Annotated in this window: 16 protein-coding genes; 7 read left to right on the top strand and 9 right to left on the bottom strand. The window is 43.4% G+C overall.

Annotated features, from left to right (window positions below; translation table 11 throughout):
- The 3 genes from AACT52_RS06145 to AACT52_RS06135 form a co-directional block, all read left to right on the top strand.
- The coding region (locus AACT52_RS06145) for an AbrB/MazE/SpoVT family DNA-binding domain-containing protein (RefSeq protein WP_233154237.1) at positions 1–331 on the top strand (331 nt) is incomplete at its 5' end.
- Positions 328–735 (top strand): type II toxin-antitoxin system VapC family toxin, encoded by a 408-nt coding sequence (locus AACT52_RS06140; RefSeq protein ID WP_073636377.1) that lies wholly within the window; start codon positions 328–330, stop codon positions 733–735. The genes AACT52_RS06145 and AACT52_RS06140, both read left to right, overlap by 4 nt.
- Before the next feature lie 145 nt (positions 736–880).
- Positions 881–1,471 (top strand): Uma2 family endonuclease, encoded by a 591-nt coding sequence (locus tag AACT52_RS06135; RefSeq protein ID WP_073636376.1) that lies wholly within the window; start codon positions 881–883, stop codon positions 1,469–1,471.
- 50 nt (positions 1,472–1,521) lie between these two features.
- Here AACT52_RS06135 and AACT52_RS06130 read toward each other — a convergent pair whose 3' ends face one another.
- The 3 genes from AACT52_RS06130 to AACT52_RS06120 form a co-directional block, all read right to left on the bottom strand.
- Positions 1,522–1,950: a hypothetical protein gene (locus tag AACT52_RS06130; protein ID WP_073636375.1), complete on the bottom strand. Its 429-nt coding sequence runs from the start codon at positions 1,948–1,950 to the stop codon at positions 1,522–1,524.
- A 101-nt stretch (positions 1,951–2,051) separates the two neighbouring features.
- Positions 2,052–2,657, bottom strand: a complete 606-nt coding sequence (locus tag AACT52_RS06125) for a GNAT family N-acetyltransferase (protein ID WP_073636374.1) — start codon at positions 2,655–2,657, stop codon at positions 2,052–2,054.
- Positions 2,658–2,951: 294 nt separating this feature from the next.
- Positions 2,952–3,584, bottom strand: a complete 633-nt coding sequence (locus AACT52_RS06120; RefSeq protein WP_233154236.1) for a DUF4168 domain-containing protein — start codon at positions 3,582–3,584, stop codon at positions 2,952–2,954.
- Between the two features lie 444 nt (positions 3,585–4,028).
- On the opposite strand from AACT52_RS06120, the gene AACT52_RS06115 reads away from it, so the two are divergent.
- Both AACT52_RS06115 and AACT52_RS06110 read left to right on the top strand, forming a co-directional pair.
- Positions 4,029–4,151, top strand: coding sequence for a hypothetical protein (locus AACT52_RS06115; RefSeq protein WP_272937153.1), 123 nt, complete (start codon positions 4,029–4,031; stop codon positions 4,149–4,151).
- Between the two features lie 505 nt (positions 4,152–4,656).
- On the top strand, positions 4,657–6,150 hold the full coding sequence (locus tag AACT52_RS06110; RefSeq protein WP_073636372.1) for a UDP-N-acetylmuramoyl-L-alanyl-D-glutamate--2,6-diaminopimelate ligase: 1,494 nt from the start codon (positions 4,657–4,659) through the stop codon (positions 6,148–6,150).
- Between the two features lie 127 nt (positions 6,151–6,277).
- Here AACT52_RS06110 and AACT52_RS06105 read toward each other — a convergent pair whose 3' ends face one another.
- Both AACT52_RS06105 and AACT52_RS06100 read right to left on the bottom strand, forming a co-directional pair.
- Entirely contained in the window at positions 6,278–7,489 is a 1,212-nt protein-coding gene (locus AACT52_RS06105) for an FG-GAP repeat domain-containing protein (RefSeq protein ID WP_073636371.1), read from the bottom strand.
- A 352-nt stretch (positions 7,490–7,841) separates the two neighbouring features.
- Positions 7,842–9,068, bottom strand: a complete 1,227-nt coding sequence (locus AACT52_RS06100) for an FG-GAP repeat domain-containing protein (protein WP_083630810.1) — start codon at positions 9,066–9,068, stop codon at positions 7,842–7,844.
- Positions 9,069–9,912: 844 nt separating this feature from the next.
- On the opposite strand from AACT52_RS06100, the gene AACT52_RS06095 reads away from it, so the two are divergent.
- Positions 9,913–10,167 carry a hypothetical protein gene (locus AACT52_RS06095; protein WP_073636370.1) on the top strand — a complete coding sequence of 85 codons (255 nt, stop codon included), beginning with the start codon at positions 9,913–9,915 and terminating at the stop codon, positions 10,165–10,167.
- A 398-nt stretch (positions 10,168–10,565) separates the two neighbouring features.
- Here AACT52_RS06095 and AACT52_RS06090 read toward each other — a convergent pair whose 3' ends face one another.
- Together AACT52_RS06090 and AACT52_RS06085 are read right to left on the bottom strand one after the other, a co-directional pair.
- Positions 10,566–10,841: a peptidoglycan-binding domain-containing protein gene (locus AACT52_RS06090; RefSeq protein WP_073636369.1), complete on the bottom strand. Its 276-nt coding sequence runs from the start codon at positions 10,839–10,841 to the stop codon at positions 10,566–10,568.
- A gap of 236 nt (positions 10,842–11,077) precedes the next feature.
- Positions 11,078–11,278: a hypothetical protein gene (locus AACT52_RS06085; RefSeq protein ID WP_073636368.1), complete on the bottom strand. Its 201-nt coding sequence runs from the start codon at positions 11,276–11,278 to the stop codon at positions 11,078–11,080.
- A 58-nt stretch (positions 11,279–11,336) separates the two neighbouring features.
- Between AACT52_RS06085 and AACT52_RS06080 the strand changes: the two genes are divergently transcribed.
- Complete coding sequence (locus tag AACT52_RS06080) at positions 11,337–12,575, top strand: RNA-guided endonuclease InsQ/TnpB family protein (protein WP_083630809.1); 1,239 nt, start codon at positions 11,337–11,339, stop codon at positions 12,573–12,575.
- A 7-nt stretch (positions 12,576–12,582) separates the two neighbouring features.
- Here the strand turns inward: AACT52_RS06080 and AACT52_RS06075 are convergent, their stop codons facing one another.
- Complete coding sequence (locus tag AACT52_RS06075) at positions 12,583–13,824, bottom strand: ATP phosphoribosyltransferase regulatory subunit (RefSeq protein WP_073636367.1); 1,242 nt, start codon at positions 13,822–13,824, stop codon at positions 12,583–12,585.
- Positions 13,824–14,756: a J domain-containing protein gene (locus tag AACT52_RS06070; RefSeq protein ID WP_073636366.1), complete on the bottom strand. Its 933-nt coding sequence runs from the start codon at positions 14,754–14,756 to the stop codon at positions 13,824–13,826. Before AACT52_RS06070 ends, AACT52_RS06075 begins: the two co-directional genes overlap by 1 nt.
- Positions 14,757–14,904: the final 148 nt, after the last annotated feature.

Here is a 14,904-nt window from a genome sequence, read left to right as displayed (position 1 = left end):
GAGTGACGCAAGTCTGCCTGAGCAAGTTCTGCCTGTGAACCAAGAATCCCCGCGCCTAAAGGCGCGGGGAGTGTCAAATTCTCATACATATATTGTGAGCGCTATGCAAATCAATGCAGAAGGACAAATCACCATCCCTCCCGACATTCGAGAACAACTCGGACTCCTCTCCGGCACAGAAATCCAGCTTGAGGTAATGGGTGATACTCTTGTGCTTCGTAAAAAGCCGCCTTCTGAGCGAGGAAGTTCTCTCATTCAAATGATGCGCGGTAAAGCAACTAGTAATCTAGGAACTGATGAGATTTTGCAGCTTACCCGAGGAGACGAGTGACGACTGACGTATTGGTAGATAGTAACGTCATTCTAGACGTTCTCACGGAAGATCCTCAATGGTTTGAATGGTCTGCTCAAACGCTGGCAGAATATGCTAACCAGGGAACTTTAGTCATTAACCCAATCATCTACGCGGAAGTCTCTGTTGGCTTCAACCAGATTGAAGCGTTGGAAGCGGTTCTTCCTCCCGAGTTTTTTCGTCGCGATTCATTGCCCTACAGCGCAGCATTTCTAGCGGGGCAACGCTTCCTTGAGTATCGTCGGCGGGGGGGCGAACGGCGATCGCCGCTACCTGACTTCTATATCGGTGCTCATGCCGCCATTGCTGAATTACCTCTTCTAACCCGAGACGTAAGGCGATACCGTACCTACTTCCCGAATGTTGAGCTGATTACCCCATAAGATGTGCTAGCTTCTCCAACACCGCCATCATCCGTTGCTCACGCTCCTTTGATGGGCAAAGCCTCGCATAAAGGCGAAAGCGTATTCTAGAATTCCAAATCAAGGGACTGGACTACGATTAGGAATAAATATAATATTTTCTGATATGACTCTTAGCCAATCTCACCCCTATCTTTCCCCAGAAGACTACCTAGAAGCGGAAAAATCTAGCTTTATCAAACACGAATATATTCAAGGGCAAATCTATGGAATGTCGGGCGCAAGCGATGCCCATGTGACAATGACAACAAATTTGATTGCCCTCCTCAGAAATCATATTCGCGGAAGTGGGTGTCGCTTGTACGCTACAGATATGAAAGCCCGCATCGAATCCCTGAATATTTTTTATTATCCTGATATCATGATTAGTTGTGACCAAAGGGATACAAAGTTTGAATATTTCAAACGCTATCCTTGCTTAATTGTTGAAGTTCTATCTCCTTCTACTGAAGCTTTTGACCGAGGCGATAAATTTAGTGACTATCAAGAATTAGAAACTTTACAGGAATATGTTTTAGTAAGTCAAAGCCGCCAGCGAGTTGATTGTTTTCGTCGCAATTCTGAGGGAAGATGGGTTCTTTACAGCTATAGAGGAAATCAAGAATTACAGTTAGCCAGCGTGAATTTTTCTTGTTCCCTAGCTGATATTTATGAAGACGTATCCTTGGGTCAAGCTTTTAACCCCACTTCTGGTTAATGGAACCGGATGATTCGCTTTGCTAGTGTTGTTTGGGCGATCGCCAGAACTCAGAACTTACTCTGCCCCTTTTGGATGAAGTTGTTAAAATCCTCTTCATCCAAGCTAATTCTCCACAAGCCTTCGAGAGGCGGCTTAGACGGTTGAGTTTCGCCTACGAAACTGTTGTCATAAATCAATCCAATACTGAATACCCTATTTACAGGAATTTGTCCCAGTCTTCCAAAACCTTGAATATTGCTTGGATCGGTTAGAACTCGATGCTGCAACTGTATAGTAGTTTGGTATCCACCATCAAAGTAGATTGTCGCTCGATTCTGCTTGAAGCGTACCTGAACGTTGTAAACTCCACCAGTTGCAGCATAGTAAGCTTTTGCAGCTAGGTTTGTGCCATCAATATTCTTTCCCTGATACTCAACTGCCATAACAGGTGTGGTCAGTAAAAGCAGGGTAGGTAAGACTAGCCCTAAGACTTTCATGGCTTTGACCGCGCGTTAACGATTTATCAAGCTATATCCCCTAGGATAACGCCCAATCTAAAGTTTCGCTGCTCCTTAAGGGCGAATCGCTTCATCGTTGCTCAATCGACAGCAAGCTTGAGGAAAGGTACTCCACTTGCCAAGGCGCATTCTAATTCCAAGGTATGGCGTAATGCGTTGATGTTGATGGGAGGCTTGGGATTGGGGACTCGCGTTTGCAAAGATAGCTCAAACCATGCTACATCGTGCCACGCACCACACTTGTATCCTACACCTCGATATACCCCAATCGGCTGAAACCCCATCACTTCATGGAGCCTTTCACTACCTTTGTTTGGGAGCGTAACACCTGCATAGGCGCTGTAATAACCTTGAAGCACCAAAATTTTAAACAGCGAGGTGTATAAAGCTCGCCCAATACCTGAACAACGCACTGCTTGATGGATGTAAACGGATACATCAACAGCCCATTGATAGGCAGTTCGGTCTCGATGAGGTGCTGCATAAACAAATCCTAGAACTTCTCCATTACGCTCGCACACCAGCCAGGGCAACTTCTGTAGAACCTTTGCAATGCGCTGCTGCATTTCATCTAGGGTTGGTGGTTGAACCTCAAAAGACACGGGTGAATCCCCGCAAAAGGGGGCGTAAATTCGCAGAACTTGCTCAGCATCTGGTTCAGTAGCAAGCCTGATGATGGATGACATAAAAAGCACACTCTTCTATTGCTGAAAATTTGAGTCACTAGCTGCTATTTTTTCCAAGGTAGCTTTGTGCCCATTTCAGTTAATGCAGAGAAGATGAGGTAGAGGATGACAACACTAGCGCTAATGAGAAAAAGAACAACCTCGTTATTCATAATTGACGCAAGACAGGTAATAAGCAGTACTGACTAAGATGATATTACCGAAGTTTTAGGAGCAATGGTAGCAGGGCGATCGCTTACGGCAATCGCACCTGCTACGTCTAAAATGTTGCTCATGCTGGCGTGAGCTTCAAGACTAGCTTTGAATAATCTCCCGCACTTTTTGCTGAAGCGCCGGATCTTGTCTGACTGCTGCTTCAATTTTATTGAAGCTTTCTGGATTTAGCCCTTCTTTTTGGAGGACTTGCTGCATCTTTGTGTTAGCTTCTTGCTGAATTGACCTAAGACTTGTGAAAGCCTTATCAAATTGCTGCTTTTCTTGTGAGGTCACTGCTTTTGTTGGCTGAGCTGAAGGAGTTCGCTGTGCCTTATATATTTCCAAAAAGCGTGGTTGGCTCAGACCAGACTGACCAATGAGCTGCACTATCTGCTGATTTGCCCCTTGTTCAATCACTAGCAACTGTTTTAAAGAGCGTGCAAATTTTTGAAGTTCATCTGGATTAACTTTGGTCTGGGATGTTGCTGGAACTTGAGGTTGAGAGGATGGAGATGCAGGTGGAGATGCAGATGGAGATGCAGATGGAGATGCAGGTTTTGGTACTTGTGCATGAGCTGACAGGCTGCTAGCAAGCAAAAAAACGAAAATATAGCTACCTGTGAGAATTTGCTTGAACACGTTGAGTTCCTCCTTAGGGATGACCTGCCCGGCGTTAGAGAATTTGTTGAATTTCTTTAATCGGGCGTCGGTTTGCATCGATTCGTCAGGCATATCCTCAGGCAGCACTTACACAGCAAACGATAGTTGCTATTTATCGCTAACTACTCCAGGTATGCGCGATCGCAGTACAGCTTAATACATATTAACTAAACGATAGTTCTATCTGTGAGTGTTTGTTTACTTGTAAAGATTTCCATATATTTCTAAGCCTTTATAAAGTGCTATTCTCTCTAAGTTTGGTGCCTTGCAAGTGCTTTAGTCAAAAGGGCGCTACGCAAATGCAGTGCAATCGCATTTGTTCTAGCAGACACTCTTGGTTACAACAGGGCGATGGCGCAGAGCGCCCAGTGAGTCCCTCGCGGTGCGGCACGGCTTCGCCGAACGGACACGCACTCGCGTGAGTCCCTTCGGGACACGCACTCGCGAACGCGATGGGCGTTCGCAATTATGCGGGCACTCCGTGCCATTGCCCTGCGCTGATAAATGAGTGGCAACATGAGATATCAACAACCTTCATTCCCACCAAACCAGAAGCTATTGATTATCTATCGCTGCTGTGTAGATAGAAAAGAACGCGCTCACGCTGAAACACAAGCTGATTGCTATCGGGCTTACTAGTCTCTAAATAAATGGTTTCCTGATTTTTCTTTACGCCCGGAACTACGAGCTGGAGTAGCAGTGGCGTCCAAACAGCAATACACACTAAAGTCAAAATACTTGTCAGTGTTTTGCTCCGAGCACTTTTTTTATTTGATTTTGGCAGTGCTGATTGACTACAAACTGTCTCTGGGGACCAGAAATGGTCATTAAAGTTGTAGTAACTCACTTACGAACTCTCTCTTAGATAAGAAGACACCAAATAATACCAAACCTTACTACCATATTTATTAAGATTAGATCAAGATGATAAGAAAATTAAGTAAAGTCAACAGTCATTTGTATGGAAGGTACAGCGCAAGTGTGAGGCTTGTGCATTGAGATATTCGCCTCAGTGTCGGTTTAGTAGTTATTGCTATAAGTGTTAGAGTTTACAGATAGGTTTTCTGTAATCTGAAAGTATTTGTAGAAATAGAAAACATAGTGCAGAATAGGCGCAATCAAAACGTGTGACGAGGTTCACAAGATGAAACTGCGGGAGTTACTGGCGAGTGTAGATGGTGTTGTGCAGTTACCACAACATCCAGCTGTGGATACAGAAATAAAGGGTTTGAAGACGAATTCTCATGCTTGCGTTCCAGGAGATTTGTTTATTGGGATGCCAGGAACGCGAGTTGATGGTGGGGACTTTTGGCAAAGTGCGATCGCCTCTGGTGCTGTCGCTGCGATTATTTCTCCGGAAGCAGCACAGAAACATCCTCCCACACCACAAGCTTGTGTGATTACTGCTGTGGACATGACAAAAGCTTGTGCCCAATTAGCAGCCACTTTCTACGGCTATCCTGGGCAAAAACTCAAACTTGTGGGTGTGACCGGCACAAATGGTAAAACCACAACCAGCCACCTTGTTGAATATTTTCTTAAATTAGCAAATCTGCCCACGGCTTTGATGGGCACTCTTTATACTCGTTGGAACGGTTTTGTCCAAACTGCCGTTCACACAACACCGTTTGCTGTGGAACTGCAACAGCAGCTGAAGACTGCTGTGGATGCTGGGAATGAGTACGGGGTGATGGAAGTGAGTTCCCACGCTTTGGCGCAGGGGCGAGTCATGGGTTGTCAGTTTGAGGTAGGGGTGTTTAGTAATCTTACCCAAGACCATTTAGACTTCCACCGCGATATGGAAGATTACTTTGCTGCAAAAGCACTGCTATTTAGTCCTCAATATCTCAAAGGACGGGCAATCATTAATGCTGATGATGCATACGGCAAGCGGTTAATTGCATCCTTGAACCCAGAAAAAGTTTGGAGTTATAGTGTTGATGATTCTACAGCTTCTTTGTGGATGAGTGACCTGAATTACGAGCCGAATGGTGTCACCGGTACGCTACATACACCAAAGGGTGAGGTGGCTTTTCGTTCACCACTGGTTGGTCAATACAACCTAGAAAATTTACTGGCAGCAGTCGGAGCAGTTTTACAATTAGGGTTAGATTTGCAGTTAGTCGCATCTGCAATACCAGAGTTTCCTGGAGTCCCCGGACGGATGGAAAGGGTGCAAATTAATCCTAAGCAAGACATCAGCGTGATTGTAGATTATGCTCATACGCCAGATAGTTTGGAGAATTTGCTCAAAGCCTCACGTCCGTTTATTCCTGGGAAAATGATTTGCGTGTTTGGATGTGGAGGCGATCGCGATCGCACGAAACGCCCGAAAATGGGTAGAATCGCTGCTGAATTAGCGGATGTTGCCGTAGTGACATCAGACAATCCCCGTACAGAAGACCCAGAAAGGATTTTGCAGGATATTCTAGCGGGGATTCCAGAAACAGTGAAACCGATAGTGATCTGCGATCGCGCTACCGCCATTCGTACTGCCATATTGCAAGCGCAACCTGGAGACGGCATTTTGCTTGCAGGCAAAGGTCACGAAGACTACCAAATTCTCGGAACTGAAAAAATCCATTTTGACGACCGAGAACACGCACGAGAAGCTTTAGAAGACAGGATAAAAAGCTGACATGAACTAGTGCAAGAAGGCGCTGAGTTTCAGTAGCAGCCGCAACGAATAAAAAAGAAACACGCACGCAGATGATAGAGTTATCATCTGCGTTCTTGTTGTTTCTCATCTCCATCACCACAAATTTCTAATAAGCATTCCACTCCACGGGAACTGTTTGCACAGAAGAAGATCCAGACACAGTGGTACCATTCATCTGCCAAATAAGATTCTCACCAGTGTCGTATCTGCGCCAGAAGATATCAGTCTTGCCATCACCATTGTAATCGCCAAAGCTGGGTTGCCAAGATGAATCAGTTGGGGGCAGAAAAGCCGCAGTATCAATTGATGTGCCATCCATCAACCAGGCAGTGTTTTCACCAGTTTGAGTGTTGTGCCAGAAGATATCTGTTTTGCCATCGCCGTTGAAATCGCCAATGTTAGATTTCCAAGAAGAGTCACGTTTTTCTAGAGAACCCGAATTGATGAAAATACCATTCATCTGCCAAACAGTATTCTCATCGGTTAGAGTATTGTGCCAGAGAAGGTCAGTCCTACCATCCCCGTTGAAATCACCAACGCTATAATTCCAAGACGGATCAAGTTCCCTCAGAGAATACTCTGATGAGTCAGTACCATTAATAAACCAAATGGCGTTCTCTCCCGTTGTCTGATTTCGCCAAAAGATGTCGCTTTTGCCATTGCCATCGAAATCAACAATACTGTAAGACCAAGATGAGTCAGTTTTGGACAGGAAAGCCGCTGTGGTCACTTTTGTGCTATCCATCAACCAAGTGGCGTTCTCACCGGTTGTCTGATTGCGCCAGAAAATATCGCTCCTGCCATCGCCATTAAAATCAGCAATGCTAAAAGTCCAGGATGGATCTATTTTCTCCAAAAAAACTGCAGAGGCAATTTTTGTGCCATCCATGAGCCAAATGGCGTTCTCACCCGTTGTCTTATTGCGCCAAAAGAAGTCAGTTTTGCCATCACGGTTGAAATCGGCATAAGCAAAATCCCAAGATGAGTCTAGATTCGGCAAAAATTCTGTTGTCGCTTTTGAGCCATCCATCAGCCAAACGGCAGTTTCACCTGTTTGAGAGTTACGCCAGAATTTGTCTGTTTTGCCATCACCGTTAAAATCGGCAACAATTGCCGCATTACTAAACAAGGAATTGGGATTGGGATTTTTTGCAGTCTCTACTGTTTCTCCCATCGATCCATCTAGTAGTGATTGGGAAGAACGTTCAAGACTCAAAGCAGAATTGAAATCATCCGTGTCTCTAAAACTATCGGAGATTGGGACAGATTGAAATGCACTAGTACTTGTAGAAGAGTTCAAGGTTTCAGATGGAAACATGATGTTTGTTTATGACTAGTGTTCATCATTTTTTTAACTGTTTTTTTGCACTGTTTCTGTTAAGACATAACATCTGCTATTTTTTGTTATTTTTTCTAAGCTGCATTGAACAATCACAAATATGTTTTTCACATGACATATTCTTTCTTCAGAACCCCGACTTCTTTAAGGAGTCGGGGTTCTTGTTTCTGTACACAGTATTGCTATATAAATAACTCTTATAAAAAATCGCCGAGATAATTCCCGGCGAATCACCGTCTATTAATGAAGTGAAATCCAAACTAATTCGCAATTGATAACTCGTAATTATCAACTCAATAACGAATTAAGAATTGCGAATTCTTCAAAAATTTTAGAAAGTATACCACTCCTTAGCTAACGTCGGTAGAGCAGTTTCAGTGGGGGTAGATCCATTCATCTGCCAAACCTTATTCTCGCCTGTTTCGTAATTGCGGAAGAAGATGTCGGTCTTGCCATCGCCGTCAACATCGCTAATGCTTGGTTTCCAGGCTTGGCTTTGCGTCGGTAGAGCAGTGTCACTGGTAACGTTTGCACCATCCATGATCCAAACCTTGCTCTCACCTGTTTGCTGGTTGTACCATAGAAGGTCTGTTGTGCCATTGCCGTCAAAATCGCCAACACTAGATGTCCAGCCAGCACCGAGTGTAGGCAAGGCAGTCTGAGAAGCAACATTTGAGCCATTCATCAGCCAGACGGCGTTCTCACCCGTTGTCTTATTACGCCAGAGAATGTCGGTTTGATAATCGACGTTGAAATCTCCGAAACTAGCTTCCCATTCTGTGCCAAGGGTTGGCAACGCAGTTGTAGAAGCGTTGGTACCATCGACCAACGAAACAGCGTTTTCACCTGTTGTGGTGTTGCGCCAGAAGATGTCAGTCTTACCATCACGGTTGAAATCAACAACATTAGCTGTCCAGTTTCCGTCAACCGTTTGCAAAAAAGACGAAGCGAGGACCTGTGTACCATCCATCACCCATGCCGCATTCTCACCCGTTGTCTGATTACGCCAGAAAAGGTCGGTTTTGCGGTCAGCATTGAAATCAGCAACGCTGAAAGTCCAGTCTGGACTGACTGTTGTTAGAGATGCTTCAGAGGTCACTGTGGTGCCGTCCATCAACCAAATCTGGTTCTCACCGGTTGTCTTATTACGCCAGATGATGTCAGTTTTGTTATCACCGTTGAAATCGGCAATTTTAAAGTCCCAATCTGCACTCATTGTCTTCAAAGCCGCCTCAGAGGCAACATTTGTGCCATCCATCAGCCAGATAGCAGTTTCACCAGTTTGAGAGTTACGCCATAACTTGTCGTTCTTGCCATCCCCATTGAAATCGGTATATATCGCTGCACTAGTAAATATGGGATTAGGATTCTTAAGACTAGGGGTTATTGCAGCCTCAGAAAAGTCATCTCCACCTAATGATGATTGTGAGGAGCCGTTTAAACTCAAAGTATTTAAATCACCATTGTTCTCAAAAGTATTTGCGTTTTTAATATTTAACGCACTAGAATCTCTAGCTCCCAAGGCTGAAGAATTTGACGTTTTTGGAGATTCCAACATGGTGTTTCTTTATTACTAGTGTTCATCAATGTTTTAACGCCTTTTAGTTTTTATTTTTGTCAATAAATAACATATTCAATCTTTCAATGATTTTTACTTAATACTTTGTCAAAATCGTCATCATTATAAGCATTTCTATCAAATAAATGTTACTCAATAACATTTACAATGTTTTATATCTATGCCATTACTTTATTTAACAGTGAACAGCTACCTACGCAGTTATCAGTTAAATACGAGTGGTCGCGCGTCCCCCACCAAGAGCGTGTCAGGCGTTGGTGGCGCTTCTTTATCCCCCACCATACGCCGTCAGAACTGATAACTGATAACTGATAACTGATAACTGATTTAAGTATTACTTAAAAATATATTTTTATTTTGTCTTTGCTCTTTTGAAGTATACTTAATGAAGTTAAAATACTTAATAAAATAATTACAATAAGAACAAGTTAATAATAATTTACAAAAACTGTAAAAGAATAGACAGAAGAATGAGTTTCAAACAAAAAGATATGTTGTGACGGTTTTGCGTTCGTCGCGTATGCCTGCGACACGTTTTGTGCTCAGCGTGCCTGCAGGTCTCAGGGACTCAGCGAGGGTCAGGTTATTTCAATCCCTGATAGTGATGCATACAAACCAGCCCCCGCCACTATAGATAGATAGAATACCACATTCACCTAGGGGTAATGTGTTCGACAGTCAGTCCGCAAATCAAAACCGCCATAGCTCCCTGAAATTGATATTATTTACTGCTGTTTCAGTAAAACTGTATATCATCTCGTCAGAAAAACACATATATAGCGGTGAAGTTGTATTACGAACAGTTGTTCTAAGGAAGAAAAAAATGAAATCGCAATATCTCATAGCTTCATTAATCGTAGGAATACTCACTGTATCAGCTAAGTATGCAGACACGCATAATCTATTGCTGTTACAAGAAAATGCACCTCGAACAGTCAAAACTCTTAAACAGGATAGGGTGCAAGCTCGAATACCGACTAACCGAGGAGTTCCAACTCGCCGGGAAAGCGGTGGTGCCCGCACTTTAAAGCAGGCTGAATCCAATACAATTCAGCAACAATTCGTAGCGGGAAAATAGAAAACAAGGGTTGCATCACAACCTCACCATTGCATGTGTATAAAAAGAGTAATATTTTTGTAGATTTAACATTTCGTATTTCATAAAATGTATCAAGAAAAAAACTAAATTTTAAGCCGCATAATAAAGAGTTATACGGACTTGTGTTCAAACATAACAATTGTTGAATAGACAAGGGAGATGAGGGATCAGGGGCGGGCAACTGTGAATGTAGAACACCGATTCACTATTCAAAATTGTGATGAAAAAACCCGGTTTTTGTGAAGCTAAAACCGAGATTTCGTTGCCTCAACTAAAAGAAACCGGGTTTTTGGAATTAGTCAATCGATGTTCTAGGCATTGCACCGAGATGTTTGTAGAAAACTGCAAGATGCCTTGCTTTCAGTGCGGAATTTTATTTATTTTGCAGAATTATTGCAGAAGGAGGAATCTGCAAATACACGTACAATTTGCCACCAGGTTTGTGAACCTACAACTCCATCCACAGCCAATGGTGGATAATTAGATTGGAAGTTCTTAACAGCAGTTTCAGTTTGTGGACCAAAGTTAGCATCAGTGGCAACAGGACCGTAGCTTAGACAATTCAAAATTCGTTGCAGATATCTAACTGCTTCACCTGTATTACCAGATTGCAGAGTTGGCAGTGATTGAGAGGTTTGAACATTAGCAGACATATTTTTCTCCTTATATTTAAGTAGAGTCAAATTCAACAGAAGGTCATCGTTTCAATGTTCCTGTCAGGTAACGAGTTGTCACTCGACATTTGCATTGCTCAGGAACAATTACATTCTGTGATTTTTTCGTTGTCTGCAACAGGTAAATTTAGCCAGTTAACCTCTAACTTAAGCATTTTTGTGCATTATTTTTGTACTGCCAATTTTTTTGACCGAAAGTCGAAGGGCGCAAGCCCCTAAATTCCATTTATGGGCGACGCCGTGAGGGAATTTATTCCCCGTCCAAACTCTTCTATCAATTCACTAATACTAATCTTCCGTCTACTAGCTTCTCGTTTCATGTTCTCCCAAGCAGTAGGCGTCACCACTATTTGATGCCTTTCTTTTACCTCATCATGTAAAACGGGTACGTCCCTTAATCTTTTCTTGGTTGTCATTATAGATATTGTGTATATACTATATATAAGCTAACAAATAAAAGGAGGTGATTCAAGAGTGTTGGTACTGGAATACAAAGCTGTAGTTAAAAAATCCCAATCAACGGCAATAGACGAAGCTATTCGTACAAGTCAATTTGTACGTAACAAAGTCCTGCGTTACTGGATGGATAATCGTGGTATTGGGAAGAAAGAGCTTTACCAGTACAACACTGCCCTACGTGCTGAATACGGATTTGTTAAAGACTTGAATAGTCATGCGTGCCAAGCATCTGTTGAAAATGTAGAACGCGCAATTTCACGGTTCTTCGACAATTGTAAAAAGAACAAACAAGGATTGAAGGGTTATCCACAATTCAAGAAAGATGCTCGCTCTGTTGAATACAAAACATCAGGATGGAAGCTGCACCCGACAAAACGTAAAATCACCTTTTCGGATAAAAAAGGCATTGGTGAACTCAAATTATTGGGAAAATGGGATATTCACACATACCCTGCAGAGTTGATTAAGCGAGTTCGGATTGTTCGTCGTGCTGATGGGTATTACGTGCAATTCTGCGTCAAGGTGGATGCAATCCAAGAACCCAGAACAGGTGATGGTGAGGTTGGATTAGACGTTGGGTTGGAGTATTTTTACTCTGATTCAAATGGGTATCATGAGGAGAATCCCCGTTTTCTTAGAAAAGCTGAAAAAGCTATCAAACACGCTCAACGACGCATCTACTCTAAGGAGAAAGGGAAAAACAATAGACGAAAAGCAAGAGGGCGATATGCTCGCAAGCATTTAAAAGTAAGTAGGCAACGGGAAGAACACGCGAAGAGAATCGCGCGTAACGTATGCAAGGCTAACACCTTAGTCGCCTATGAAGAGTTGAATGTGAGAGGGCTGGTAAGAAATCGTCGTCTAGCGAAGTCAATAAGCGATGTGGCTTGGAGGGCTTTTCGTCGTTGGTTAGAATACTTTGCGATTAAGTTTGGGACTCAAGTTGTGGCTATTGCACCTCACTATACAAGTCAAAAGTGTAGTGGATGTGGAGACATAGTGAAAAAGACATTGTCAACACGTACACACACTTGTAAGTGTGGATGTATATTGCAACGAGACGTGAACGCAGCGATCAATATTTTGTGTAAAGCAAAGTCTACCGGAGGGCATCCGGGAAGTAACGCTTGGGGAGTCGGAACCTCTACTTTTCTTGGCGCAAGCCAGGCTCACGCAAGTTGCGACGTTGAGCCAAGAATCCCCCGGCTTTTAGCCGTGGGGAGTGTCAATCTCATTTATATCAGGTTAGGTTGAATCTTTATCATTTGATTAATGATTCAATCATTGTTGTGCCATCGGCTTTAATCCAAGCAATTTGGGCAACATGGCGATCGCCTGCGTATTGCCGAATTTCATCCGCATCCCGTCCCCCCAAATCCATTTCCACTCGCACCAGATGGATCGAGTCTCGGAGTTTTGTGGCATAAGCAAAGGCGGCGGCGTACGCATCTGGCGTTTCTGGTACAATTAACCAATTGCTACCTGGGGTAGTTTGTGGTAACTGCCGAGCAGACAAGAGAATTTGTTGTAAATCTTCCAAGAATAATGCAAAACCAATTCCTGGTATGTTTTCTCCTTTAGGATGATAAAGTCCTAGAAGCTGGTCATAGCGACCACCCCGCCCAACAACCCGCGCCTGTCCATCAGTATCGCTGATTACCTCAAATACAATACCTGTGTAGTAATCAAAGGTTTGTAATAGGCTAAGATCGAGGATAATTTCTATGCCTCTTGATTGGTTTTCTGTTGTATTGATTACTGTCTTTTTCAGTAATTCTACTAAAGATTTAAGGTTATCTACGACGGCTTGTAACGGCTGATCCAAACCCAGCTTAGTAACTTTTTGCAACACATCATCTGGGTTTCCGCGTAAATCAAGCATGATGATGGCGCGTTCTCGTAATTCATCGCTCAACGGTAAAGTATCTATAGTTACCCGGTCAAGGTGAGCGATCGCACTGCGGATTTTTCCTTGTAAATGAGCGGGAAAAGCTTTGAGGAGCGATCGCGTGATTTGAGCTTCACCTAAAATCAAATGCCACTGGTTCAAACCCAATGCTTGCAAGCACTCTGCCACCAACAGCAGAATTTCTGCATCAGCTAAATTACCGCCACTGCCCAACAGCTCCACCCCAGCTTGATAAAATTCCTGCTGGCGGTTGTGTTTCAACTCGCTTGTCCCTTGGAATACATTCGCGTTGTAGTACAGCCGTTGTGGATATGTCACACCAGCCATACGTGTAACAGCCGTGCGAGCAATAGAGGCTGTCAATTCTGGACGCAGCCCCAAATCTTCATCATCAGCGTTTTGCAGTTGAATCACCGCCGAACGTTGAATTGCTCCTCCCGCCATCAGCGTATCCATACGCTCAAGCGTTGAGGTGATAATTCTGTGATATCCCCAACGATGAAACACCTGCTGTAACCTGTCTTCGATCCAGTGTTTTTGAGCCACATCTAAGGGTAATAAATCCCTAGCTCCCACTGGTGATTGATACACCATTATTTTTTCTTCCCACCAAACAAACCACCAAACAAACCGTCACCCCTAGTGTTAGGCGATGCAGTATGCTTCGCACCACTAGGTTTATGCCCTGTTATCTGTTCAACTCTGCGTTTGCCTTCCAATGCTACTTGGTTTTTAGGGTCTAATTGCAAGGCACGGTCAAAGTGAACTTTTGCAGTTGTGGTTAAATTTTGCTTCAAATAGACCACCCCGATCAAGCTATGGCAGCGACTATTATTTGGCTCTAGCTTCAGGGCATCTTGTAATTCTACCCTAGCTTGTGTCAATTGATTTTTTGCTATCAACTCTTGGGCGCGACGGATGTAATGAAGGACAACTGAATCTTCTTGCTGTGTTGGTGGTGGTGGAACTATAGGAGTTTTATTGACGACTGGCGCACTCGTTGGAATTTGTGGTTGAGTTAGTGGCTGTGATGCTGCTGCAGATAATTTGCCAGCATTGCGCATGACATATACCAAATTCAACTCGCTGACTTGGCTAATAGTCTCTTGTACTGTTTGTAATGAGTCATATTGAGTTTCAGCGATTTTGGCAATCGCACTCTTATAGATATGCTCGAAATTAGGCGCGTTGACGAGCTGTTTCGCCGCTTCGCTAGAAAGTTCCACCGAAGCAGGTTCTTGAACTAAGCGCTTGCCCATTTGCGACAAAACTAAAATATATTCCGTTCTCTTTTTCTCATGAGACAGAGTCTCGTATGCTGGATTCACTAGCTTAGACAACAATTCACCAGCCAATTGTTTCTCAGCATCGCTTGCAGCCTTACAGCTATCAGGATGCAGGCGACGGGCGATATTGAGATAGCGTTTGCGAATCTCTTTGACATCCGCATCAACTGGGACACACAGAACCGCGTGATGATCTACGAAGTCATATTTAAACAATCCACGATTGAACTTGAAAAACATATAACGGTGTTGCACCACGATCGCTTAAATTTCTCTAGTTTACTTTGCTTGTGAGAAATGGCTATAAATTTAACACCGTTAATTACCCCATGCAGACTAATTACTAGAAAACGGAATTTTGGAGTATAATGCAATAAGTCGCAGTAAT

This window comes from Scytonema sp. HK-05 (assembly GCF_963872035.1).
In the GTDB taxonomy this organism is placed as follows: Bacteria; Cyanobacteriota; Cyanobacteriia; order Cyanobacteriales; family Nostocaceae; genus Kalymmatonema.
This window is presented reverse-complemented; position numbering and strand designations above follow the sequence as displayed.